The 21,353-nt window shown below is 63.2% G+C and carries 24 protein-coding genes and 1 pseudogene; 10 read left to right on the top strand and 15 right to left on the bottom strand.

The annotated features are described in order from the left end of the window. Window positions 1-196: 196 nt before the first annotated feature. The 5 genes from JQ628_RS14300 to JQ628_RS14320 all read right to left on the bottom strand — a co-directional run bounded on the left by JQ628_RS14300 (window position 197) and on the right by JQ628_RS14320 (window position 6,952). Entirely contained in the window at window positions 197-1,354 is a 1,158-nt protein-coding gene (locus tag JQ628_RS14300) for an ABC transporter substrate-binding protein (protein WP_212223228.1), read from the bottom strand. A gap of 121 nt (window positions 1,355-1,475) precedes the next feature. After that, window positions 1,476-4,655 (bottom strand): efflux RND transporter permease subunit, encoded by a 3,180-nt coding sequence (locus JQ628_RS14305; RefSeq protein ID WP_212223229.1) that lies wholly within the window; start codon window positions 4,653-4,655, stop codon window positions 1,476-1,478. Window positions 4,656-4,669: 14 nt separating this feature from the next. Then, on the bottom strand, window positions 4,670-5,863 hold the full coding sequence (locus JQ628_RS14310; RefSeq protein ID WP_212223230.1) for an efflux RND transporter periplasmic adaptor subunit: 1,194 nt from the start codon (window positions 5,861-5,863) through the stop codon (window positions 4,670-4,672). Window positions 5,864-5,898: 35 nt separating this feature from the next. Beyond that, entirely contained in the window at window positions 5,899-6,453 is a 555-nt protein-coding gene (locus JQ628_RS14315; RefSeq protein ID WP_433996133.1) for a methylglyoxal synthase, read from the bottom strand. A gap of 79 nt (window positions 6,454-6,532) precedes the next feature. Beyond that, the gene (locus tag JQ628_RS14320) at window positions 6,533-6,952 is read right to left on the bottom strand and encodes an SAM-dependent methyltransferase (protein ID WP_212223231.1); all 420 of its coding nucleotides are present in this window, start codon (window positions 6,950-6,952) and stop codon (window positions 6,533-6,535) included. 574 nt (window positions 6,953-7,526) lie between these two features. Between JQ628_RS14320 and JQ628_RS14325 the strand changes: the two genes are divergently transcribed. The 4 genes from JQ628_RS14325 to JQ628_RS14340 all read left to right on the top strand — a co-directional run bounded on the left by JQ628_RS14325 (window position 7,527) and on the right by JQ628_RS14340 (window position 11,869). Then, complete coding sequence (locus JQ628_RS14325) at window positions 7,527-8,441, top strand: helix-turn-helix domain-containing protein (RefSeq protein ID WP_212223232.1); 915 nt, start codon at window positions 7,527-7,529, stop codon at window positions 8,439-8,441. A gap of 261 nt (window positions 8,442-8,702) precedes the next feature. Next, the gene (locus JQ628_RS14330; protein ID WP_212223233.1) at window positions 8,703-9,602 is read left to right on the top strand and encodes a DUF427 domain-containing protein; all 900 of its coding nucleotides are present in this window, start codon (window positions 8,703-8,705) and stop codon (window positions 9,600-9,602) included. 36 nt (window positions 9,603-9,638) lie between these two features. Continuing rightward, window positions 9,639-11,396, top strand: coding sequence for an MOSC and FAD-binding oxidoreductase domain-containing protein (locus tag JQ628_RS14335; protein ID WP_212223234.1), 1,758 nt, complete (start codon window positions 9,639-9,641; stop codon window positions 11,394-11,396). 17 nt (window positions 11,397-11,413) lie between these two features. Next, entirely contained in the window at window positions 11,414-11,869 is a 456-nt protein-coding gene (locus tag JQ628_RS14340; RefSeq protein ID WP_212223235.1) for a VOC family protein, read from the top strand. Between the two features lie 8 nt (window positions 11,870-11,877). On the opposite strand, the gene JQ628_RS14345 is transcribed toward JQ628_RS14340, so the two are convergent. Continuing rightward, entirely contained in the window at window positions 11,878-12,408 is a 531-nt protein-coding gene (locus tag JQ628_RS14345; protein ID WP_212223468.1) for a YkgB family protein, read from the bottom strand. 332 nt (window positions 12,409-12,740) lie between these two features. On the opposite strand from JQ628_RS14345, the gene JQ628_RS14350 reads away from it, so the two are divergent. Continuing rightward, window positions 12,741-12,947, top strand: coding sequence for a hypothetical protein (locus JQ628_RS14350; RefSeq protein ID WP_212223236.1), 207 nt, complete (start codon window positions 12,741-12,743; stop codon window positions 12,945-12,947). 116 nt (window positions 12,948-13,063) lie between these two features. Here JQ628_RS14350 and JQ628_RS14355 read toward each other — a convergent pair whose 3' ends face one another. The 3 genes from JQ628_RS14355 to JQ628_RS14365 all read right to left on the bottom strand — a co-directional run bounded on the left by JQ628_RS14355 (window position 13,064) and on the right by JQ628_RS14365 (window position 14,044). After that, window positions 13,064-13,294, bottom strand: coding sequence for a hypothetical protein (locus JQ628_RS14355; protein WP_212223237.1), 231 nt, complete (start codon window positions 13,292-13,294; stop codon window positions 13,064-13,066). A 9-nt stretch (window positions 13,295-13,303) separates the two neighbouring features. Beyond that, entirely contained in the window at window positions 13,304-13,702 is a 399-nt protein-coding gene (locus tag JQ628_RS14360; protein ID WP_212223238.1) for a hypothetical protein, read from the bottom strand. 93 nt (window positions 13,703-13,795) lie between these two features. Further along, window positions 13,796-14,044, bottom strand: coding sequence for a hypothetical protein (locus tag JQ628_RS14365; RefSeq protein WP_212223239.1), 249 nt, complete (start codon window positions 14,042-14,044; stop codon window positions 13,796-13,798). Between the two features lie 571 nt (window positions 14,045-14,615). On the opposite strand from JQ628_RS14365, the gene JQ628_RS14370 reads away from it, so the two are divergent. Next, window positions 14,616-14,795, top strand: coding sequence for a DUF2934 domain-containing protein (locus tag JQ628_RS14370; RefSeq protein ID WP_212223240.1), 180 nt, complete (start codon window positions 14,616-14,618; stop codon window positions 14,793-14,795). Window positions 14,796-14,839: 44 nt separating this feature from the next. On the opposite strand, the gene JQ628_RS14375 is transcribed toward JQ628_RS14370, so the two are convergent. Continuing rightward, window positions 14,840-15,241: a hypothetical protein gene (locus JQ628_RS14375; RefSeq protein WP_212223241.1), complete on the bottom strand. Its 402-nt coding sequence runs from the start codon at window positions 15,239-15,241 to the stop codon at window positions 14,840-14,842. 230 nt (window positions 15,242-15,471) lie between these two features. Here JQ628_RS14375 and JQ628_RS14380 point away from each other — a divergent pair, with 230 nt between their 5' ends. Continuing rightward, window positions 15,472-15,717: a hypothetical protein gene (locus tag JQ628_RS14380; RefSeq protein WP_212223242.1), complete on the top strand. Its 246-nt coding sequence runs from the start codon at window positions 15,472-15,474 to the stop codon at window positions 15,715-15,717. Window positions 15,718-15,743: 26 nt separating this feature from the next. On the opposite strand, the gene JQ628_RS14385 is transcribed toward JQ628_RS14380, so the two are convergent. After that, window positions 15,744-16,055 (bottom strand): four-helix bundle copper-binding protein, encoded by a 312-nt coding sequence (locus JQ628_RS14385; RefSeq protein ID WP_212223469.1) that lies wholly within the window; start codon window positions 16,053-16,055, stop codon window positions 15,744-15,746. 121 nt (window positions 16,056-16,176) lie between these two features. On the opposite strand from JQ628_RS14385, the pseudogene JQ628_RS14390 reads away from it, so the two are divergent. Then, a pseudogene (locus JQ628_RS14390) lies at window positions 16,177-16,380 on the top strand (DUF6496 domain-containing protein); the annotation flags it as partial. On the opposite strand, the gene JQ628_RS14395 reads toward JQ628_RS14390, so the two are convergent. Next, window positions 16,380-16,532 (bottom strand): hypothetical protein, encoded by a 153-nt coding sequence (locus JQ628_RS14395; RefSeq protein WP_212223244.1) that lies wholly within the window; start codon window positions 16,530-16,532, stop codon window positions 16,380-16,382. The pseudogene JQ628_RS14390 and the gene JQ628_RS14395 overlap by 1 nt on opposite strands. 151 nt (window positions 16,533-16,683) lie before the next feature. Here JQ628_RS14395 and JQ628_RS14400 point away from each other — a divergent pair, with 151 nt between their 5' ends. Beyond that, entirely contained in the window at window positions 16,684-17,757 is a 1,074-nt protein-coding gene (locus JQ628_RS14400) for a flavodoxin family protein (protein WP_212223245.1), read from the top strand. Between the two features lie 40 nt (window positions 17,758-17,797). On the opposite strand, the gene JQ628_RS14405 is transcribed toward JQ628_RS14400, so the two are convergent. Next, window positions 17,798-18,157: a PRC-barrel domain-containing protein gene (locus tag JQ628_RS14405; protein WP_212223246.1), complete on the bottom strand. Its 360-nt coding sequence runs from the start codon at window positions 18,155-18,157 to the stop codon at window positions 17,798-17,800. Window positions 18,158-18,306: 149 nt separating this feature from the next. On the opposite strand from JQ628_RS14405, the gene JQ628_RS14410 reads away from it, so the two are divergent. Next, a complete protein-coding gene (locus JQ628_RS14410; RefSeq protein ID WP_212223247.1) occupies window positions 18,307-19,167 on the top strand; it encodes an SDR family oxidoreductase in 861 nt (286 codons plus the stop codon). A gap of 207 nt (window positions 19,168-19,374) precedes the next feature. On the opposite strand, the gene JQ628_RS14415 is transcribed toward JQ628_RS14410, so the two are convergent. Continuing rightward, window positions 19,375-20,229 (bottom strand): metal-dependent phosphohydrolase, encoded by an 855-nt coding sequence (locus JQ628_RS14415; protein ID WP_212223248.1) that lies wholly within the window; start codon window positions 20,227-20,229, stop codon window positions 19,375-19,377. A 218-nt stretch (window positions 20,230-20,447) separates the two neighbouring features. Next, on the bottom strand, window positions 20,448-21,191 hold the full coding sequence (locus JQ628_RS14420; protein ID WP_212223249.1) for an N-acyl amino acid synthase FeeM domain-containing protein: 744 nt from the start codon (window positions 21,189-21,191) through the stop codon (window positions 20,448-20,450). Window positions 21,192-21,353: the final 162 nt, after the last annotated feature.

Genomic DNA, 21,353 nt, shown 5'->3' on the forward strand with positions numbered 1-21,353 from the left:
GCGGGCCGCGGCCCGCTGCCGGCGGCGCATGTAGCGTCCGCTCGTCAGACATGCGTCGGCATGCGCCGGGCGCGCTCGCACCAAACATCGCTCCTCCCCGAAGCACGGCGGTGGATTCACCGCCGTTCCGTTGTTTCGGGAAGCCTCTCACAAATTAGTTGCCTAAGCAACATATTTTGGAACCGCCGGTTCCGAGCTATTTCGGCGCTTCCAGCAATCGGAACTTGCCGCCCTCGACCTTGATGAGGAATGTGGAACGCTCGTCATATCCGTTGTGGTCGGTCGGGCTCATGGTCGACAGACCGTTGTTCAGATGGACGTCCTTGCCGCGCTCGATTTCGTCGCGAAGCGCAATGCGGAATTCCGGCGTGCCGGGCTTTGCCGCCTTCAGCGCGTTCGGCGCCGCCTTCTTCAGAAGAGCGACTGCGTCCCACAGATGCGCGGCGAAGATGTTTGGCTTGCTGCCGTTGACCTTTTCGTAGGAGGAGACGAATTCCTCGCGCACCCGCCGGAACGGATTGTCGGACGGAAGGTCCTCGGCAATCGTAAAGGCTTCGCCTGTGAACACGGCGCCTTCGACCTTGGCCCCGCCGAGCTTGATGAATTCTTCCGAGGCGATGCCGTGGGTCTGGAAGATTTTCCCCGTGTATCCGCGGTCGCGCAGCGCTTCCTGCGGCAACACCGCGGGCGTGCCGGCGGAGGCGATGAACACCGCATCCGGATTGGTCGCCAGCACCTTGAGGGCCTGGCCGGTCACGCTGGTGTCGGCGCGTGCGTAAACTTCATGGGTGGTGACGGTCAGGCCCAGAGTCGGCGCAAGCCGCGCGACTTCCTTGTAGTAGCCTTCGCCATAGCCGTCCGACACGCCGACATAGCCGAGGGTCTTCACGCCAGATTTCGCAATATGCTTGAGGATCGCGCCCGCCATCAGATCGTCATTGGGGACCACCTTGAATGCCCATTTGCGCCGGTCATCCATCGGCTGCACGATCGCGGTGGCCGCCGCCAGCGAAATGAGCGGCGTTTTCGATTCCATGGCAACGTCGAGCATCGGCATGGTCACCGGCGTCAGCGACGATCCGATCAGGATGTCGACGCCATCCTGGATGACGAGGCGCCGGGCGTTCTGGACGCCCTTGGTGGTATCGGACTCGTCATCAAGAGAGATGTAGACGATCTTCTCGCCGCCGATTTCCTTCGGCAGGGCGGCAATCGTCCGCAGTTGCGGCTGGCCGAGCGCGGAGCCCGGTCCGGAGCCTGATACGACGATCCCGACCTTGATGTCGGCATTCGCAGCCGAAGCCAGCAGCAGCGTGCCAGCGATGATCGAGAGCCCGGCAGCAACCAGCTTCATATATCTCCTCCTACGAGATTCTTCTTTATTGGCGGCCGGAGAATTGGCGGTCCGCCTGCGTGTCCATTATCGATGCCGCCTTGCGCGGCGTCTGTCCCCCTAATTAGGGACAGCCGGCCAGCTAGGATGAGGATCGGACCGCCTTCACGTCACTCGTTGCGGCTTTCACCGTCCGCTTCCGCCCGAGGCCGCGGATGAAGGTGAAGAAGGCCGGCGTGAAGATGAGGCCGAAGCAGGTCACGCCCAGCATTCCGAACAGCACGGCGGTCCCCAGCGATTGCCGCATTTCGGCGCCGGCGCCGGTTGCAACCGCAAGCGGGGCGACGCCCAGGATGAAGGCCAGCGACGTCATCAGGATCGGGCGCAACCGCGTGCGCGCGGCGTGCACGGCAGCTTCGGCAAGGCTGGCGCCCTCCTCTTCCCTCTGGCGCGCGAACTCGACGATCAGGATCGCGTTCTTGGCGGCCAGGCCAACGAGAACGACGAAGCCGATCTGCGCCAGGATGTCGATCGGCATGCCGCGCGCGAGCAGCCCCGTCACGGAGGCAAGCAGGCACATCGGCACGATCATCACGATGGCCAGCGGCAGCGTCCAGCTTTCGTATTGCGCGACCAGCACGAGGAAGACAAAGAGCGCCGCGGCTCCGAACACCAGAAGCGTCGGCGTGCCGCGCTGCTGCTGCTGAAAGGCCAGATCGGTCCACTCGAAGGCAATGCCCTTCGGCAGCACCTCGTGTGCGAGCTCCTCCATGCGATGTAGGGCCGTGCCGGTAGCGACGCCGGGCGCCGCAACCCCTTGCAGCTCGGCCGCGGGAAAAAGATTGTAGCGCGGCACGCGATAGGGAATCGTCTTGCTCTTGAGCTGCGCCACCGTCCCGATCGGCACCATTTCGCCTGCCAGGTTGCGGGCCTTGAGGCGGGAGATGTCCTGCGCGGTGCGCCTGTAGCCGCCATCGGCCTGCACCCTCACCTGGTAGGCGCGGCCGAGATAGTTGAAGTCGTTCACATACTGCCCGCCGAGATAGACCTGGAGCGTGGCGAAGACGTCGGTCGGCGTCAGTCCCACCTTCTCGGCCTTCAACCGGTCGATATCCGCATAGACCGACGGCGAGCCCGCATTGAACAGCGTGAACACGCCGGCAAAGGCCGGATCCTTGTTGGCCGCGGCGACAAGCTCGTTTGCGGCCTTGACCAGTGCATTGGAGCCGACCCCGGCCCGGTCTTCCAGCATCATCTTGAAGCCGCCCGCGCTGCCGAGGCCCTGCACCGGCGGCGGCGGGACCGTCAGCACATAGGCGTCCTTGATGGCCGAGAGGCGGCCGCGCAAATCCGCCAGCACCGTGTTCGCGGTGACGCCCGCCTCGTCATGGTTGTAGAGCGACGGCAGTCCCGAAAAAATCGTTGCCGCGTTCGATGCCACCGTGGAGGTCATTGCATCGAGGCCGGCAAAGGGCGCGACGTGCTCGACGCCCCTCGTTCCCAGGATGATATCGGTGCTGCGCCGGACGATGTTTTCGGTCCGATCCAGTGCCGCGCCGGGCGGCAGTTGAATGACGTTGATCAGGTAGCCCTGATCCTGTTCGGGAATGAAGCCGATCGGCGTCTTGTAGAACTCGAACCCGGCAACGGCGATCAGCCCGACATAGACCACCAGCATGATGGTGCCGGCGCGCACGAGCCGCCGCGTCAGGGTGCCATAGCCGAAGGAGAGCCACTCAAAGCCGCGATTGAAGCGGTCGAATATGCCGTACAGCAGGCGCCGCAAGCGGCCGGCATGCGCCGCGTCATACGCGGAATGCGGCTTGAACAGCACGGCGCAGAGTGCCGGGCTGAGCGTCAGCGAAACGAAGCACGAGATGACGGTGGAAGCGGCGATCGTCACCGCAAACTGGCGGAAGAACAGTCCGGAAATGCCTGAGATGAACGCCGACGGCACGAACACAGCGCAAAGCGTCAGCGCGATCGCGATCAACGCGCCGCCGACCTCGTCCATCGTCCGGTGGGCCGCCTCCACGGGCGACATGCCCTGGTGCATGTTGCGCTCGACGTTCTCGACCACGACGATCGCGTCGTCGACCACGATGCCGACGGCCAGCACAAGGCCGAACAGCGACAGGTTGTTGAGCGATATGCCTGCCGCCGCCAGGATCGTGAAGGTCCCGATCAGCGAGACCGGGATCGCGATGACCGGAATGATCGACGCCCGCCAGTTCTGAAGGAACAGGAACACGACGCCGACCACCAGCAGGATGGCCACGAAGATGGTGACGATGACTTCCTTGATGGACTTCGAGATGAATACGGTCGGGTCATAGATGACGGTCGAGCTGACGCCGGGCGGAAAGTCCTTTTTGAGCTCGTTCAGCGACCCCAGCACCTCCTGGTCGACGGCGAGTGAGTTGGCGCCGGGCTCGGCATAGATCAGCAGTACCGTCGCATTGCTGCGGTCCTTGTAGGCGGTGCTGCCGTAGTCGGCGGCGCCGACCTCGACCCGGCCGATGTCGCGGATTCGAGTCACATGTCCGTTGTTATCGGATTTGACGATGATGTCGGCAAACTGCTCGGGCGTGGCAAGGCGCCCGAGCGCTTCGATGTTGATCTGATAGGCTTCGCGGCTCGGGATCGGCGGCTGGTTCAGAATGCCGGCCGACACCTGAAGGTTCTGCGCGCGCAACGCCGCGAGCACGTCGCCGGCGCTGAGATCGTAGGCGGCGGCCTTGTCCGGGTCGAGCCAGATGCGCATCGCATATTCACGGCCGCCCTGGAATGTCACGTCGCCGACGCCGGGCAGGCGGGCCAGCACGTCCTTGATGTGAAGCGTCGCGTAGTTCGAGAGATAAAGCGTGTCGCGCGACTTGTCCGGCGAGTAAAGGTGAATGGCGAGCAGGATGCTCGGGATCGACTTGCGGACCTGCACGCCGAGACGCTGTACGTCGTCGGGCAGGCGCGACAGCGCATCCTGCACCCGGTTTTGCGTCAGCATCTGCGCGACGTTGAGATCGGTGCCGATCCGGAACGTCACCGTGATCGTAAGATTGCCGTCGCCCGTCGACTGGCTGTTCATGTACAGCATGTTTTCGACGCCGTTGATCTGCTGCTCGAGCGGCGTTGCGACCGTACGGGCGACGGTGTCGGCGGATGCGCCGGGATAGGACGCAGTGACCTGCACGGTCGGCGGGACGATTTCCGGGTACTGGGCCACGGGCAGGATCACGAATGCGCCGAGGCCGAAGGCCATTATCGCGATGCTGAGCACGGTCGCGAAGCGAGGACGATCGATGAAGAAGTGAGCCAGACGCATGTCGTTGCCCCCCGCTAACCGGCGCCTGCGGCCGCAGCGTAGCGGATGGAGCCGTTCTGGGGCGCGACCTTCGTGCCGGGCACCGCATGCGGAATGCCCTCGATGATCACCCGGTCGGTCGGCGCAAGCCCGGACCGGATCACGCGCAGCCCGCCCTGGAGATCGCCGACCTCGACCGGCTTGGGCACCACCGTGTTGTCGGGCCCGACGCTCATGACGACGTGCTGCGCCTGGTCGGGAAGCACGGCCTCGTCCGGCACCAGCAGGGCTTGCACCGGCGCTCCCGCGAGCAGCCGCACGCGGGCAAACTCACCCGGCGTCAGAAGGTTATCATGATTGGTAACGGTGGCGCGGGCGTGGATGGTGCCGCTCGAACGGTTGAGCGCATTGTCGACGAAATCGAGCGTGCCGCGCCGGACAAAGCTTGTCTCGTCGCTGAGCGCGATTTCCACCTTGTCCGGGGCGCCGCCCTTTGTGCGCGCCCGATCCCGGGAATAGACCAGAAAGTCGGACTCGCTCATGTCGAAATCCAGCCAGATCGGATCGAGCGAGACCATGGTGGCGAGCAGGGTCGTCGGCGAAGTCCCGGCGCGGCTGCCGGCGATCAGATTGCCGGCCGAGACCAGATGCGTGCCAATGCGCCCGGTGAACGGCGCGACGATCCGGCAATGCTCGAGATCGAACTCGGCGTCGCGGATCTGCGCCTTCGCATCGTCCACGGAGGCCAGCGCGCTGCGCTGATCCGCCGTGCGCTGGTCCACATTCTCTATCGTTCCGAACGCCTTCGCCGCCAGCACCTGGGCACGATGGAGTTCCGCCGCGGCGAGCGCAACGCGCGCCTGTGCCGTCTCGAGCGCAGCGTTGGCCTGCGCCAGCCTGATCTCGAACGGCCGCGGATCGATGGTGAACAGCAGATCGCCCTTTTTGACGATATCCCCGTCCTTGAAATAGACGCCCGTCAGCGTACCGCCGACCTGTGCGCGAAGCTCGACCCGCTCGATCGCGGAAAACTGGCCGAGGAAACCCAACCGCGAATTGACCGTCCGCGCCAGCGGCGTGCTCACCACGACTTGTGCAGGCGGCGGTGCGGCAGGCGCGGGTGCCGTTGCATGGCTCGAATAGACGAACCTTGCCGCGACCGTAGCAATGGCCAGCGTCGCAATCGTGCCCGCCAACAATGTACGTTTCCTGAGGTGTTTGCGTGTCATCATCGCTTCCCCCGCAGACTGCTCTTCGATGTCGCTCACGCGAACTCCTCGTTTTCTGCCAACTGGTGCGGCCTCAGGTCGTGTCTTTGCCTCCGATTTTCAACAACACATTCTGGTGAAGGCCTGGAACGCGCGCCGACGGACGGACGCGCGCCGCGTCTCGCGCAAGCGGGCACGAGGCGTTCGTAGTCCGACGACATCAGTGGCGACGAGATAATGAAGTCGGCGGAAGCGCGATTGCATGCGACCGGCACGTTCCAGACCACGACGATGCGGAGCAGCGCTTTCACATCGGCATCGTGCGGATGTGATCGCAGAGGATCCGAAAAGAAGATCACGAAATTGATCTCGCCTTCCGTGATTCGTGATCCAATCTGCTGGTCGCCTCCCAGAGGACCGCTCTCCAGCAACGTCACCTTCAGCCCGAGCCGGCTCTGGAGAAGCCTGCCTGTCGTTCTCGTGGAATAGAGCGAATGCCCGGCCAGCAATTTGGAATTGGACCGCGCCCACTCGACAAGCTCTTCCTTCTTGTTGTCGTGGGCGACCAGGGCAATGCTCTTCCTGCTCGCCATCGCAATGGTCTTTTGCATCATTTTTCTCCGGTCAAACATTCGGCAATCCGCGCCAGGCCACAAACGTTTCAGCGCTCCACATCTCTCCGATCGCCGGTCACGACAATCGCGAGCCGAATCGATGGAGGATGGAATCGACATCTCCCGCCGGCTTGCCCAACACGAGCAATATCCCTCCAGGACGGACGCAATCTGAGAGCCGCAGGAAGGTGACGCGTTTGACCTGACGCAAAAGCGGCAACCGAACAACGGCGGCATCGAATCGCCCATGGGGGACGAAGGCGGTGGGATCGGCGGTGACAAACCGCGTCCAGTAACAACAGCCGGCTAGTGTTGCGCGCCTTTCGGCTGCGTCGACGGCTTCCGCCGATCGGTCGACACCGACAACCAGGCCGCAATACCCGGTCAGCCTGGCGATCAGGAGAGACGCCTCGCCCGTTCCGCACTGGAGATCGAGCACCCGCATGCTGCGTTTGATGCCGGACCGCCTGAGGGCGTCTTCGGTAAGGTCCGGCACAGAGACGATCCGAAGTCCCGGAGGGCTCGCTTCATCTCCGGAATCACCCGGTTCGGAGAGAGAAGCATCCGATGTTGTTACGTGCCTACTGAGCTTTTTTGCGCGTTCACGCATTGGTTGATCACCCAAACTGAAAGACCTGCAACGCAAGGCATCGCCGATTGCCTGGGTGAAGATTAAAGATCGGCAAGGAAATGGATTGGAGAAATCGGACAGGACTTTCGCTTCAGCGCGTCGAGCACACGACTGTTACTGCGATCACGCGAAAACGAGCGATTGTCGTGCGTTCAGGAAATTCGCAACTCGCCAACGATATAGAAAGGGCAGCGCCCGGCGTCGTGCCGACGGCAGCCTTCATGGGAGTTCGAATAGTTCGACGATCACGTTGTCGGGTCTTCACGAGGCAAGCGTCATCGACCTCGCACACTCACGGTCACAGCTATGGGAGCGCACCCTTGACGGCCGCGGATCGAAGCCCACGTCGAAACGCCAACGGCGCCAGACGATAGCCGGGCTACGGCTGGATCGTCTGCTATCGGCATTGCAAACAGGACGGACAAACAGGACGGACAAGATGTCACTGCTGATCTCGGCTGGAGAGAACGGAAGCGCCGCCGCCATTCGTCTGTGCCGGCCGGTCAACATCTGTCAGGACTTTCCGATGCTCACCGGCTTCGTTGAGGAGATCCTGGATTGGGATGTCCCCGATGCGGATATGGCCCGATCGCTTGCGATCAAGGTGCTGCCCAGCACGACACCTTGCCTGATCGTTCAGTACCGGGAATCCATGCGCTCGTCGCGCAGATACCTCGACACGAACCTTCAGCACAGGCGATACCACAGCATCGTAACAAGGCTCGATACCGGCGTTGCCACGATACGCCCTCCCGGTCCGCTCGGCGCAATTATCGTGCGGTTCAAGCCGGAAGCCAGCGCACGCTTCTTCGCCGAGCCGTTGCGATATTTTTCAGATACCAAAGTCGACCTCGGCGATGTTTTCGACGGTCACGAAGTCGGACTTCTTGAAGAGACCGTCGCGGAGGCGCCGACCAGCTCCGCGCGAGTGGCGGCAGTGGCACAGTTCTTGTGCGCCCAGATGTGTGAGTGCGAAGCCGATCCCATGATTTACCGCGCCGCAGCCTGTTTGCGGAACAACCCTTCGATACGCGTTCACCGGCTTGCCGCGGACCTGGACGTGAGCGAGCGGCATCTGTTGCGCAGGTTTCGCGGCGCGTTTGGGGTAACGCCGAAGCAATTCGCGCGCTGTGTGAGAATCGAAAAGGTGCTGGTCGAGCGGGCGCAGGGAGCGGCCTGGGCCGATATTGCCTACAGGTGCGGCTTTTCCGATCAGGCCCACATGATAAATGATTTCAACACCGTCGTCGGATTTCCGCCCGAACGCGCGCTGCTGCCGCCATCGGTGGAACAAGGCTTGACGGCAGGCGGACCCGGCGGCGTTCCGATCGCCCGCGAATATTTCTACTGGTGAGGCGACGAGCTGCCGTTCCTCCTTCGATCGTGAGCCGATAGCCCGATTGGCGCACCGTTGTCGTCGGCGGAACTGCGCGTTTTGCAAAAAAACAGCAGGATGGTGCAAGCCCGAACGGTGACGTTGAGGGTACTTCGACCCTGAAGGCTGCGAAGAAATTCGCACGCCCGTGTAACGAAGTCATCCCGAGTAACGAATAAGCGGATGGAATCCATCCGGACTCCATATACGCCAGATCAGCAACACACTCGTGAGGACCGCATGGGACTTTCCTGGCAACAAGGTCCGCTCTCGACCGCAGCATTCGGCCGGTTCCTCGTGCCCCAACCGCTCCCCGAGAGACTGTTGTATGTCGAGCGGTTGCGCCGGCGCATGCGTGTGCGCTTCGGCGGAAGGTGGATCGCCGACAGCGAGCAGGCTCTGCTGCTGTTCGAGCCGGGCCGCTATCCAGTCGCCTATTTTCCGGAGGCCGACGTTTCTCCTGACGTCCTGGAACGGATCGAGCAAACGACCCAACATCCCGATCTCGGGCTCACGTCCTGGTACAGCGTCCGGGCGGACGCGCAGCACATTGCGCCGCGGGGCGCATGGCAGCATACGGACCTGCCCGCTTATGCGGGCGAACTGCGGGCACGCGTCGCGTTCGCCTGGCGAGCCATGGATGCCTTCTACGAAGAGGATGAACGAATCCTCGGCCACGCCGCCGACCCCTACCACCGCATCGACATTCGCCGGACCTCCCGCAACCTCGTGGTCCAGTATCAGAAGCGGATCATCGCCGACACGAAGCGCCCCCTGGTGCTCTACGAGTCCGGCTTTGCGCCGCGCTGGTACGTTCCACGCGGCGACATCGACGAGTCGGCCCTCACACCGGTAAAGCTTCAGACGTTCTGCCCCTACAAGGGACTTTGCAGCTACTACTCGATCGATGACGCGCGTCAGGCGGCCTGGTTTTATCCCGACGCCTATCCCGAGGTCCGCGGCATCTCCAACCTGGTGTCGTTCGAACCGGATATCGTCTCGGTATTTCTCGACGGCGCGCAGCTTCGCCTTGAGCCGGGCCAGACGGTGGTGCCGCACGGCCCCGATCGCAATCTCGACGTCGCCGAGATCGCCCACGAGCAAGCCGCCGCCGGCGGGCCAGCGGCGGCTGCCGGCTAGCGGGACTTGCGCCCATCACATTACTGTGGAGCGGATATGGCTCGACTACTCTCGGTGAACGTCGGACTTCCGCGCGATGTCGAGTGGAAGGGCCGCATTGTACACACCGGGATCTGGAAAAATCCCGTTGCTGGCCGTTGCCGGGCCGGCCGGTTGAATCTGGAGGGCGACGGTCAGGGCGATCTGGCCGGCCACGGGGGTGAGCAGCGCGCGGTCTTTGTCTACCAGATCGAGTCGTATCGCTACTGGCAGCAGCAGCTCAAGCGAACCGGCTTGGTCCACGGACAATTCGGCGAAAATTTCACAATCGAAGGATTGCCTGACGATGCCGTCTGCATCGGCGACCGTTTTCAGATCGGCAGCGCCCTGTTCGAGGTCTCTGCGCCTCGCGTCACCTGCTATCGCGTCGGCATTCGGATGAACGAGCCGCGCATGCCGGCATTGCTGACATCCAGCGGACGTCCGGGATTTTACTTCCGGGTGCTCCGGGAGGGCGAGGTCGGCGCCGGCGACGACATCGTGAAGGTGGGCGAGGCGGGCGAGCGGATGACCGTCGCGGAGATCAACGCCCTGCTCTATTCGCCCGATCATGCGCGCGATCGATTGCAGCGGGCCTTGCGGATCGAGGCGCTGTCGCCCGGATGGCGGGCGTCGTTCGAGGCGATATTGCAGGGCCCGGCGACCGCGGGGACCGGCAACGCCGGCCTCTCGCCGGCGGCAGCAGCGCATCCGGCGGCGCCGGGATTTCAGCCGCTCACGGTGGCGGCGATCGATCAGGAGTCCGCGGACGTCCTTTCGATATCGATGCGGCATCCCGACAACCAGCCGCTACTGCCTGCCCTGCCGGGTCAGTACGTCGTGTTGCGCCTTGCGACCGGCAGCGGTCATCCGCTCTATCGCAGCTACTCGCTCTCCGGTCCCGCTTCGACGGAACGCTATCGGATCAGCGTGAAGATCGAACCGAATGGAGCGGCTGGCAACTGGCTGAAGGAGCATGTCCGGGTCGGAGATGCTCTCGACGTCAGCTCGCCGCGAGGAAGTTTTGTCCTGCAATCCGGACACCGCCCCGTGGTGTTGCTCAGCGCCGGCATCGGAGCGACGCCTGTGCTGGCCATGCTGTACGCGCTGGCGGCGGGCCGCTCGCCACAGCAGGTCCTATGGCTGCACGCGGCGCGCGACCGGCAGCATCATCCGTTTTCCACCGAAGTCCGCCGCCTGATGTCCGCACTTGCTCACAGCCGCAGCTACGTTTGCTACAGCAGGCCGGGACCGCACGACAAAATGGGCGACGATTTCGACGCCAGCGGTCACCTGTCGCGGTCGGTGCTCGACCAGATCGGAATCCCCCGAGAAGCGGACATCTATCTCTGCGGTCCCTCCCCCTTCATGGCAGAGATGAAAGAAACGCTTGCGGCCATCGGCGTGGCACCAGCGCAAATCCATGCTGAGATCTTCAACGGCAGCGAACCGCTCACCCCCGGCGTTGTCGGCGCAGCGACACGCGCTCCACATCTGCCGGAGGACGATGCGAAGACCGGTCCGCTGGTATCGTTCGCCCGAAGCGGCATCGCCGTGCACTGGAAGGCGTCGGCCTACCAAAGCATTCTGGAGCTGGCGGAGGCATGCGACGTGCCGGTGCGCTGGTCGTGCCGGACCGGTGTTTGTCACAACTGCGAAAGCGGCCTGGTGTCGGGCGCGGTCGCCTATGAACCGCAGCCCCTCGACAAACCCGCGGACGGCAACCTTCTCGTCTGCTGCTCACAACCGGTTGGCGACGTCGTCATCGATCTATGAACGTGAGGCGAGACACGATGAACACGACAGGTGCGACAGCCGCCAAATTCTCGGTCGAGGTGGTCACGGTGCCGGTGAGCGACGTCGAGCGGGCGCTGCGGTTCTATGTCGACCGTGCCGGCTTTACCCTCGACGTCGACTATGCGCCGAACGATGCGTTTCGCGTCGTGCAGCTTACCCCGCCGGGCTCCGGTTGCTCGATACAGATCGGGCGCGGACTGACGGACGCGCCCGCGGGATCGCTTCGCAACATCTATCTCGTCGTCAGCAACCTCGCGGACGCGCGGCGGCGCCTGCTCGGGCGCGGGGTCGAGGTCAGCGAGATCAGGCACAAGATACCCATTGAGGCCTGGGACGGAGGTTTCGCAGCGGGGCTTGATCCCGCACGCCGGGACTATGCCAGCTTCGCCGATTTCTCCGACCCGGACGGCAACACCTGGGTGCTTCAGGAACGCGGTTACCGCGGCAGCTAGTTCTGTCCTCATCGAGCTGCTTCGCCCGACGATGCGATGTCAGCGGAGGTGCTCGGCATTCGTAATTTTACCAGAGACCGCGGCAGGGAGGCGAGGAACAACACCACACAGACGCACAGCAGGACGATATCCTTGAACAGAAACTCGCCGGTCAGGTTCCATGCGATTGGGTCCGCCGAAAGACTCCACGTGACGACACCCGGCGTTGTGAAGAAGAACGACCACGTGATCGCAAAGGTGATCACGCCCATCAGCGAACCGACGGCCGACAGAAGCGGGCTGAAAGCACCCGCCGCAAGCAGAGCCGCAATGACAAACTCGGTAACACCGAGGAAATACGCTTCTCCCCTCAGCCCGAACAGCGACAACCACGAAATAAACGGACTGTTGCTGATGAAGGGGGCGATGCCCTGCGCAGAGTGCAACGTGAATTTCTGTATGCCGAACGACACGAAGATGACGACCATGACCCAGCGAAGGATCGCCAGCAGGCGATAGGAGCCGCCGCCGCTTTCGGCGACGTTGAAAGATGCCTTCATCATGCCGTCATTTCCTTCCCTTGCCGATTTTCGGCTGGCGCAGCGCTCCATCTGGAAGCTTTACGCGCGAGAAGGGCGGCCGTGTTACGTGGCCATCGAGTTTTGCCGTCTCACAATGATGTGCGTATGCGGCAAACATGTTTGACCGAACGGTGAAGCGAAACAAACGGTCGGTAATGTTGCGGGACTAGTCCTTGCAACCACCGGCGGCCGTTAAGCTAACTCGTCAACGTTACCGCGCGACCTGTCCTTGTCGAGCGTTTGCACGAGCGGTCGATCTTTGATTACATCGTTGCGTCCGTTTATTTCGTTTATAGTTCAGGGGATTTTTCGTGAGTGAAGCAATCAAGGTCATTGCCGGCCACTACGTTCGACTGAAAGACCGGGCCGCGCTGGAGAGCATGCGCGAACACCGGAACAGGCTTCTGCAAAACTATCGCATCCACGCCGCTCAGGGCTTCAGGGTAGAGACCCTGGAAAAGTCGTTGCAAAGCGACGTCGATGCGCTGGACGAGGCCTTGTCTCGCCTTTCGACGTGATGTGAAGGAGTGCCGAGGGGACATTCTCTGTGGCGGCTTCAGCAGAGTCACCGGAGTTGCCTCGTCGGGACGCAGCGCTTAAGCACCAGCCGTGGCTCCTCCTCAGCGCGACGCGGCTATTTCTTCACGTCACCTCTTTTCGGTGCCCCCTTCGACATGTCTTTCCTGGACATGTCCTGCTTGCTGTCGCGGGTGTTCACGCCGGTAGTGTCCATCGCTCCGCTTTCCCGGGCGCCCTTTGTCACTTCGGGATGATCCATTCCGGTCTGCGGCGCGGGGCCGGTATTGTCGGCGAAGGCGGGGCCGCACATGAGAATGACCGCGGCGGCTGCGATAAGCTGCTTCATGACGCTTGCCTATTCCGCCGTCCGTTTGTCGACGACATTCGGCCGGCGGGGCTGGTCCGACCTGATTTCATCAGGATGGGACGGCGTCACGCGCGCGCCGGCTTCTTCGGCCGCGGCGCTGGTTTCGGGCGACGGGGCTTGCGGAAAGTGCGACAGGCGCGGGTTTTCGATCTCGATCATGAACAGGCCCGCGACCGAGATCGCGGCGATTACCAGCATGATCAAGGCGACGTCGAATTTCGGACGATAGTGATCAAATCTGCTCATGATGAAAAAACGGCAATGCCCGCCGCTTTGTTCCGCACCGTTGGTATTAGAAGTGGGGCCGCCGGCCCACTTAATATGCCCGGCGGCCCCTGCGCCGGCCACTTCCAATTGCCCCTGCACAAATAGAGCGATGACCGGCACATCTGGAAGTCATGCCTGTTCCGGCGCGCGGCTGCGCCCGGCCCCGCGCCGGGAGGGCGCGAGGCCATGCAGTCAGCGCCGTCAACGCCGGTGTCAGTCGCGCTCGTGGATGATGACCTTGTCGCGGGGCTCGCGGCGTTCCTTGCGGATCACCGTGGTTTCGTTACGCGGCTCGCGTTCCTTGATCACGGTGGTGCGCCGCTCGGTGCGGGGGCTTTGGCCGACCGTCACGCCGGCGCCCACGGGGCCGACGCCCACACCGACGCGGGTATCTTGCGCGCTTGCAACGTTCGCCGCCAGCGAAAGGCCGGCCGCAACAAAAATCAGTGCCGTCTTCATCATGTTTCATTCCTCATTGGCTGCCCGCGCAGGATCAATCATGGACAACGGTTCAGGTTCCGCCTTTGGCGGCGAAGCTGCCCGCATGAGGAATGGCTGATGGGCGCATGCGCCGGGAACAGCCAAGATAATGTCAGCGCACCCGCACCGCGCAAAAGTCTCAGAAGTACGTCACGAGCACGGCGGTGCCCAGCACGAGCAGAATGCTGATCGCGATGATGAAGAGGAAAAATCTTCCCAAGACCATACCCCCAAGACACGCCTCCGGCCGTCATCCGATCACACGGTAAATCGTGGTGACGGGAAGCTGCGGCAATGCAGAATGCGATCACCATGCAGACAAGGACTTCGTCGCGGTCGAACTCCGGCATGCCGCGCCAACGGTTGCCGTCAACGGTTCGTTCCGTCCCTCTGCTCGGCGAGGCCCCTCAAGGAACTTGTTCAGGCAGGAACCAGCGCATCCAAGCGGACTTGAATCGATGGGCCAGCCCCCCACCAAAAACACTGGCCCAGCACGGTTCCGCCTCAAGCCCCCAACCCCCAAGGGTGGGACCGTGCTCCCAAGGACAGGGAAATGCAGAAGCCGAAAGAAATGGATGTGATACGCCGCGCCTACGAGCTTTGGCAGCAAGCGGGCGAACCGGGCGGCAGAGACGAGGAGTTCTATCTCGCCGCCAAGGCGGAACTCCAGGAACGCCTCAACGGCGGCAATGCATCCGCAGACGCGGAGAGCGGACCCGCGCAGGCGAAGTGACGAGGCGGCCTATCGGCCGCCCTTTGGGGGGAGGCAGCGCTGCCTTACCGGTAGTGGCGGTGGTGCCGGGAATGCTTGCGATAGATCCGCGGGCCCATCTGTGCGTAGCTGCCGTACGTGCCCCAGCCCCGGCGGGCCTGGTAATCACCGGTATAGGGACTGTTCGGACCGAGGTTCTGGCAATTGGCGTCGGGATAGAACTGGGCGCACCAGCCGGGATTGCTGACCACGGGCTGGGCGGCGGCGGGCGTGGCCATGGCTGCGATCGCCAGCGATGCCGCGCCGATCAAGGCAGATTTCATGATGGTCTCCTGTTCGATGGCCAATGACAATTCAGGGCTACCGACAACCGTTCCTGCCTTGAAAATGGAGACTGCGTGAACAGGAACGCTGGCGCGGGCGGCGGCAAAGCGCCCGGCGGCGGCGCGTTCGCGATCCGCGCGCACGCGCAAACGCCGCGCGGCGTAGCGCTCGGCAGCTTAGGAACCATCGCGGCGCCAGCGGCGTAGAATCCCGCTCCCGGCTCGAAGCCCCCCAAAACCGCAACCGGGAGTACAACCTCCAAGGTTGGCGGCCTCGGCGCGCCCCCTATCCCGTGCCGGGGCCGTTTGGCGTCATCAGCGGTCCACGACCTCCGGCCTCGAGGAACAGCCCCAACTGCGAGGCGTTAGTCGGGATGCGCGCGAGGGAAAAGCAATTGCCGTGGCTGCTGATCGCCCTGCTGGCGGCCATGGTGTTCTGCAAGTTCTATCCCGCCGGCGCGATATGGGAGAGCGACATGGAAGTCGTCTATTTCATCGGAGCGTTCATTCTGCTCGCGGCGCTGATCTATGGCACGCTGCAATATCACTACCGCAACAGGGCCGCGACCCGGGCTGGAGAGGAAGTTACGCGCGAGCGCTATCGCCGCAACGAGAGCTGATCGTTCGCGCCTCGAAAGAATTCCGACTACGCCGCCATCTTCCGGCATGATTCCGCGCAGGCCTCGCATGCGGCGACGCATTCATCCATTCCGCCGATCCTCCGGCAGTCCCTGGCGCATTCCGCACAGATCTCCGCACATTCGGCGCAGATGTGCTTGTGATGCGGCGAGTTGATCAGCATGAAATGCGCCGACGTCCGGCAGATTTCCGCACACGCCATCATCAGGCGAAAGTGGGCGGGCTCGGTATGCTTTCCGCCCGTCTCAAGGCAGTGGTTCATCGCGGTGGCGAGGCATGTCTTGTAGCAGCCAAGACAGGTCTCGATGCAGCGGGTCATTGCTTCGTTCATCGCGGGCCCTCGTTCGAAATCGATCCCGATTGCAACCTTTTTGCGGGATGACGAGTTCCAGTCACGGCCTGCGCTCAAGCGCGGCACGAAGCCAGATCCGGAGCACGACATGGCGAAGAAAGCGAAGAAGCGGAAGTACTCGAAAGGCGCCGCCAAGAAGGTCAAGCGCGCAATGAAGAAGCGCAAGGCCGGCACGCTTCGCAGCGGCCGCTCGGGCAAGAAGGTGAAGAGCCGCAAGCAGGCGATCGCCATCGGCCTCTCCGAAGCGCGCAAGAAGGGCGCGAAGGTGCCGAAGAAAAAGAAGAGGAAGTCCTAACTCGCAGGTTGCGGAGCCTCTCCGGCCGGACAGGCCACCATCCACTCGTCAAGTCCGTCGTCGGTGTCCTCGAGAACGAGGCGCCGGCGGAAGGTCGTCTGCCGCGTCCGCGGCTCGGCGCGATGCCGCAGGTTTCGCCGGGTCGTCATGGCCGTTGTTCCTTTTTCAGCCCGCCCGCCGATACCAACAAAACGAGTTCGGGGGCGGACCGTTCCAGCACGGATGCCGCAGCACCGGCAATGGAACCGTCGTTGTGGCCTCCGGTTGATTTTCATCATCAACGGAAGGAGACGAGCAGCCATGGCGGCGCCTGATATTCGCAAGGGGATGCCGCCGGTAAAGCTGTCGCGCGAGGAATTCGAAAAGCGCTACCGCAGCCGTTACATCGATCCGGTTTTCCGGCCGCTGCAACGCGAACTCGACGCGATCGTCGCGGCGGCATGGGATGCCTACAGCCATTCGCGCAAGGCACCGATCACGCGCAAGGCCGGACCCGGCTTCGCCGATCCCGATTACGAGATCGCGATCGATTGGCTGGCGGCGCGCGAGGCGATCCTCGAGGCGCAGCGCCGGCATGATGACGGGAGCGCGGCGCGAATCCTCGTCATCAACGGCTCGGCGCGCAGCGAGCACACCTGTCCCGGCGAGATGTCGAAGAGCTGGCGGCTGGTCAAGATTGCCGAAGAGGTGCTGCTGGAAACGGGATTTGCGGTCGACCTGCTCGACCTGTCGCGAATGGCCTCCGAATTCGGCAAGCAAATCCATCCCTGCAAATCCTGCGTCTCGACCGCGGAGCCGCTCTGCCACTGGCCGTGCAGTTGCTATCCGAACTATTCGCTCGGCCAGACCGACGACTGGATGAACGAGATCTATCCGCTGTGGGTCGCCGCGCACGGGGTCCTGATCGTGACGCCGGTGAACTGGTATCACGCCCCGACACCGCTGAAGGCCATGATGGACCGCCTGGTGTGCGCCGACGGCGGCAATCCCGATCCGACCTCGACCCATGGCAAGAAGGCGGCGGAGGCCAAGGCGCTGGAATTGAAGGGCTGGCCCTACCCGCGCCATCTGGCCGGACGCCTGTTCGGGATTGTCGTCCATGGCGACAGTGTCGGCGCGGAGACGCTGCGGCGCTCGATTTCGGACTGGCTGACCGACATGCATCTGATTTCCGCCGGCGGGCTCGCGGAGACCGACGGCTATATCGGCTATATGGAGCCCTACGCCACCTCGCATCAGGCGCTGGATGAGGATCAGGCTATCCAGGAGGAGGTGCGCAACGCCGCCCGCGCGCTGGGCAATGCGATCAAGCTACAGCGCGCCGGCCGCTTGCAAGAACCGTCACACGGCTTGACCGAGCCGCAGCCGAAATAAAAGAAGGCCCCGATCGAATCGGGGCCCTCGCTATCGCGACCTAGATCGCGACGCCGTAATAGTCGTTTACCGCGCGAGCCTGCGCCGGGTCGTTCCAGTTCCAGGCATTGTCGTTGCCGTATTTCGGCGCGCCCTTGAGCTGGCTTTCCGTGACGCCGGTGCGATAGCCGCCGACGCGCGTGTCGTACTTCAGCGATTGCCAGGGCAGCGGGTAATGGTCGTCGCCAATGCCGAGAAAGCCGCCGAAGCTCAACACCGCATACGACACCCTGCCCGACACCTTGTCGATCATGACGCGCTCGATCGATCCTATCTTCTGATCGTCCGCGCCATACACGGCGGTGCCTTCCACCTTGTCGCTGCCGATCAGCGTGCCCGTTTCCCTCGCTTCCGTAACCATGGTCGTCCTCCTCTGTTGAATGCGAGCAACAGGCCAAAGGCGAAATCGTTCCTGTGATGGCGGCCCGCTTCGACGCGCGCTGTTGCAATTGCAGGAACCCTTGCCGCGCACCGCCATTGAAGTCTTCGAAACCGTCGGGAGCATTCGCCATGAACATCCATTATCCCAAGCCGCCCTATCCCAGTCCGAAGCAACCGATGCCCGGCACGACCGGCAAGATGGACCCGCGTCCGGACCACGGCGAAAACAGCTACAAGGGGTCGGGCAAGCTGAAGGGCATGAGGGCGATCATCACGGGCGGCGACAGCGGCATCGGCCGCGCGGTGGCGATCGCCTATGCACGCGAAGGCGCCGATGTCGCGATCGCGTATCTCAACGAGCACGACGATGCCCACGAGGTGAAGACGCTGATCGAGAAGGAAGGACGCAAGGCACTGCTGGTGGCCGGCGATGTGCAGGATCCTGCGCATTGCCGCGGCATCGTCCAGCGCGCGGTGGAGACGCTCGGCGGCGTCGACATCCTCGTCAACAACGCCGCGCACCAGGCGAGCTTCAAGGACATCGCCGATATCAGCGACGAGGAATGGCAGCTCACCTTCGCGGTCAACATCCACGCGATGTTCTATCTCGCCAAGGCGGCGATCCCGCACATGAAGCCGGGCAGTGCCATCATCAACACGGCATCGATCAACTCGGACCAGCCGAACCCGACCCTGCTCGCCTATGCCACCACCAAGGGCGCGATCCAGAATTTCAGCAACGGGTTGGCGCAGCTACTGGCGGAAAAGGGCATCCGCGTGAACGCGGTGGCACCGGGGCCGGTGTGGACGCCGTTGATCCCCTCGACCTTGCCGGAAGATTCCGTGAAGAATTTCGGCAAGCAGGTGCCGATGAAGCGGGCCGCCCAGCCGGCGGAGCTGGCAACGGCCTATGTCATGCTGGCCGATCCGCTGTCGAGCTACACCTCCGGCACCACGGTCGCGGTCACCGGCGGCAAGCCGTTCATGTGAGGCGGGCCATCAAAACAAAAAAGGCCGCTGACGATTGCCAGCGGCCTTCCCGGGTGATGCGAAATGGTTGCGAGATGAAATGCCCCTGCCCCGGTCCGACCCTTCTAGAGCGGGAGGGACAACGTTGTGGAGTCTAAAATTCCATTCCGGGCGACGGAACAATCATGACGTTGCAGCCGCGCCACAGCGCGGCGGCGGTGATTTTTGCTACCTTTGCGGCCCGGCAAGATTCACTTCGCGCTCAGCGCGAAAGACATTGCCGTGCAGATTCGCGATCCACTGGCGGCCGCTGGACGTCACATTGAGATAGCCGATCGCAAGCTGGATCTGCGGCGCGACGTTGGTCCAGTAGAATTGCGGAAACTTGTAGACGATATCGGCCGGCGTCCGGTAGCCGAGCGTCTTGTTCAATCCGATCTCCTCGAATTCGTGGAACAGGGCGTTGGACTTTCTCATGTAGTTGGGATCGCCAAGCTGGCCGATCAGATCGGCGGCGCGCAGCAGCAGGCCCTCCTCCTCATTGAGATCGTCGGGATCGTTGCCCGGCGCCGTGGCGTAGGGAAAGCGGGTGTATTCGATCGCCCGCGCAATGCGCTGCGCATCGACTTCCTCGACGGCGTCGAAGCGCTCGATCACGAACAGCTTCGAGCGGTCGACATGATAGGGCGCAAGCGCGGCATCGGAAGAGCCGACCGGCAATTCGATCTTGCGGCCGCTGACGTCGGCAACATAGGCGCCGTCTCCGTCGCCCTGGACCACGCCGCGGACATAGCCGATGTCGTGCGCGAGGCAGGCGAGGATGAAGTTGGCGTAATCCTTCTCCGTCGTCGTACGCTGCAACGTGCGCCCCATCAGGATGTCATGCCCGACCAGGGTCACCAGCATCGAATGCTCGATGTTGTGATAGAGCGCATCGCTGTTGCCGATGCATTCCAGCGTCAGCCGCGCGGCGAAGGGCAGAAGCTCGGTCAAGGGCGTGCGCGTCGCGCCAAACCTGCCCTTGGTCTCCTCCGCCAGGAACGATCCCAGCGCGCGCGCTGTCAATTCGGGAATGGTGAGCATCAGAGCCTCCGCTCGGGTCGTCCGCCTGACCCCAGTCTCGCAGGTTTTGCACCCGCGGTCGTCGGCGATGTTGTCGCTGGTTGTAACAAAGGCGCAAAAAGCGACGGCCCGGCGCAGTGACCGATCGGCGCGACCGGCGTTGGCAGGTGGTGGGCGGGCGCGGCGGCCTCGCCGAAGTCCCGGCCAGCCATGCGATTTAGCTGGAAGCTTTCAATCGCTCAGGATTGTTGCGGGACGATCGAGGCGTTGTCGTGCGGGCGAAGCACGATACTGGCCGACGGGCGCCGGTCGCCGTCATGGGCGAACAGCATGCGGCGCTCGAAGGCGGTCGACCGCATCATCGGATAGCGCTCGAATACCTTTTCCTTCAGCGCCGGGAAATCCGCCGCCATCAGCCCGACCGGCTTGAGCAGCCCCGGCAGCATGCGCGGCGCGGCGATGGTCTCGTGCAGGAACACGCGGCGATAGAACGCCTGGTGCTCGGCGCGCACGATCGCAAGCCCGAGGTCGGCGTTGAAATATTCGCAGGCCATGTAGGCCAGGCGCAGCGTCAGATAGGGCAGCTCCGGAAAGCGCCTCGCCTTGTCCGGGTCGGCCACGAAGCGCGAGGGATCGATGATGACCTCGCCGCGATCGAGCCTGGGGTGAAGCAGTTCGCCGAAGATCTCGGTGGAGCAGGATTGCCGCCAGACCGAGTTGAGCACGGAGATACGAACCGAGCTGTACAGCTCGCCGTGAAAATAGACGCCGAACGTCCACGAGTTCGGCAGGCCGTCATATTGGTCGGTGTTGCGCTGGGCCGGGGATTCGAGGATCGCGCCTTCCCGCAGGTAGGCCCGGTAGCGGAGTCTGAAGATTTCCTCCTGCTCCTCGGCCGTCTCGGCCAGGCGGTAGTCGACTTGTCCCAGCAGGTCCGAGCCCCGTCCAAACGCGGCGGACGGCAGGTGGACGGGGGAACGCATGCACTACTCCTGAACTACAAACAACTTCTGCGAGCGATCCAATTGTTAACAGCTCTTTAACGAAATGGCAAAGAGATCACGACGTTAACCTTAAGCCAACCGCTCCGTAGAAACCCGGATAGCTCGGTGCCGGGATGGACAAGCCGGATTCCGATCCGGCGG

The sequence above is a fragment of the Bradyrhizobium lablabi genome (genome assembly GCF_018129385.1).
Lineage (GTDB): Bacteria > Pseudomonadota > Alphaproteobacteria > Rhizobiales > Xanthobacteraceae > Bradyrhizobium > Bradyrhizobium lablabi_C.

What these genes read in the sequence shown, in the direction of transcription:
- JQ628_RS14345 (WP_212223468.1), bottom strand. Translation starts at nt 12,408, where the DNA reads ATGAAGGCATCTTTCAACGTCGCCGAAAGCGGCGGCGGCTCCTATCGC.
- JQ628_RS14395 (WP_212223244.1), bottom strand. Translation starts at nt 16,532, where the DNA reads ATGACGACCCGGCGAAACCTGCGGCATCGCGCCGAGCCGCGGACGCGG.
- JQ628_RS14410 (WP_212223247.1), top strand. Translation starts at nt 18,307, where the DNA reads ATGAACATCCATTATCCCAAGCCGCCCTATCCCAGTCCGAAGCAACCG.
- JQ628_RS14305 (WP_212223229.1), bottom strand. Translation starts at nt 4,655, where the DNA reads ATGCGTCTGGCTCACTTCTTCATCGATCGTCCTCGCTTCGCGACCGTG.
- JQ628_RS14330 (WP_212223233.1), top strand. Translation starts at nt 8,703, where the DNA reads ATGGGACTTTCCTGGCAACAAGGTCCGCTCTCGACCGCAGCATTCGGC.
- JQ628_RS14400 (WP_212223245.1), top strand. Translation starts at nt 16,684, where the DNA reads ATGGCGGCGCCTGATATTCGCAAGGGGATGCCGCCGGTAAAGCTGTCG.
- JQ628_RS14340 (WP_212223235.1), top strand. Translation starts at nt 11,414, where the DNA reads ATGAACACGACAGGTGCGACAGCCGCCAAATTCTCGGTCGAGGTGGTC.
- JQ628_RS14335 (WP_212223234.1), top strand. Translation starts at nt 9,639, where the DNA reads ATGGCTCGACTACTCTCGGTGAACGTCGGACTTCCGCGCGATGTCGAG.
- JQ628_RS14420 (WP_212223249.1), bottom strand. Translation starts at nt 21,191, where the DNA reads ATGCGTTCCCCCGTCCACCTGCCGTCCGCCGCGTTTGGACGGGGCTCG.
- JQ628_RS14380 (WP_212223242.1), top strand. Translation starts at nt 15,472, where the DNA reads ATGCGCGCGAGGGAAAAGCAATTGCCGTGGCTGCTGATCGCCCTGCTG.
- JQ628_RS14355 (WP_212223237.1), bottom strand. Translation starts at nt 13,294, where the DNA reads ATGAAGCAGCTTATCGCAGCCGCCGCGGTCATTCTCATGTGCGGCCCC.
- JQ628_RS14405 (WP_212223246.1), bottom strand. Translation starts at nt 18,157, where the DNA reads ATGGTTACGGAAGCGAGGGAAACGGGCACGCTGATCGGCAGCGACAAG.
- JQ628_RS14365 (WP_212223239.1), bottom strand. Translation starts at nt 14,044, where the DNA reads ATGATGAAGACGGCACTGATTTTTGTTGCGGCCGGCCTTTCGCTGGCG.
- JQ628_RS14370 (WP_212223240.1), top strand. Translation starts at nt 14,616, where the DNA reads ATGCAGAAGCCGAAAGAAATGGATGTGATACGCCGCGCCTACGAGCTT.
- JQ628_RS14315 (WP_433996133.1), bottom strand. Translation starts at nt 6,453, where the DNA reads ATGCAAAAGACCATTGCGATGGCGAGCAGGAAGAGCATTGCCCTGGTC.
- JQ628_RS14325 (WP_212223232.1), top strand. Translation starts at nt 7,527, where the DNA reads ATGTCACTGCTGATCTCGGCTGGAGAGAACGGAAGCGCCGCCGCCATT.
- JQ628_RS14300 (WP_212223228.1), bottom strand. Translation starts at nt 1,354, where the DNA reads ATGAAGCTGGTTGCTGCCGGGCTCTCGATCATCGCTGGCACGCTGCTG.
- JQ628_RS14415 (WP_212223248.1), bottom strand. Translation starts at nt 20,229, where the DNA reads ATGCTCACCATTCCCGAATTGACAGCGCGCGCGCTGGGATCGTTCCTG.
- JQ628_RS14385 (WP_212223469.1), bottom strand. Translation starts at nt 16,055, where the DNA reads ATGACCCGCTGCATCGAGACCTGTCTTGGCTGCTACAAGACATGCCTC.
- JQ628_RS14310 (WP_212223230.1), bottom strand. Translation starts at nt 5,863, where the DNA reads ATGACACGCAAACACCTCAGGAAACGTACATTGTTGGCGGGCACGATT.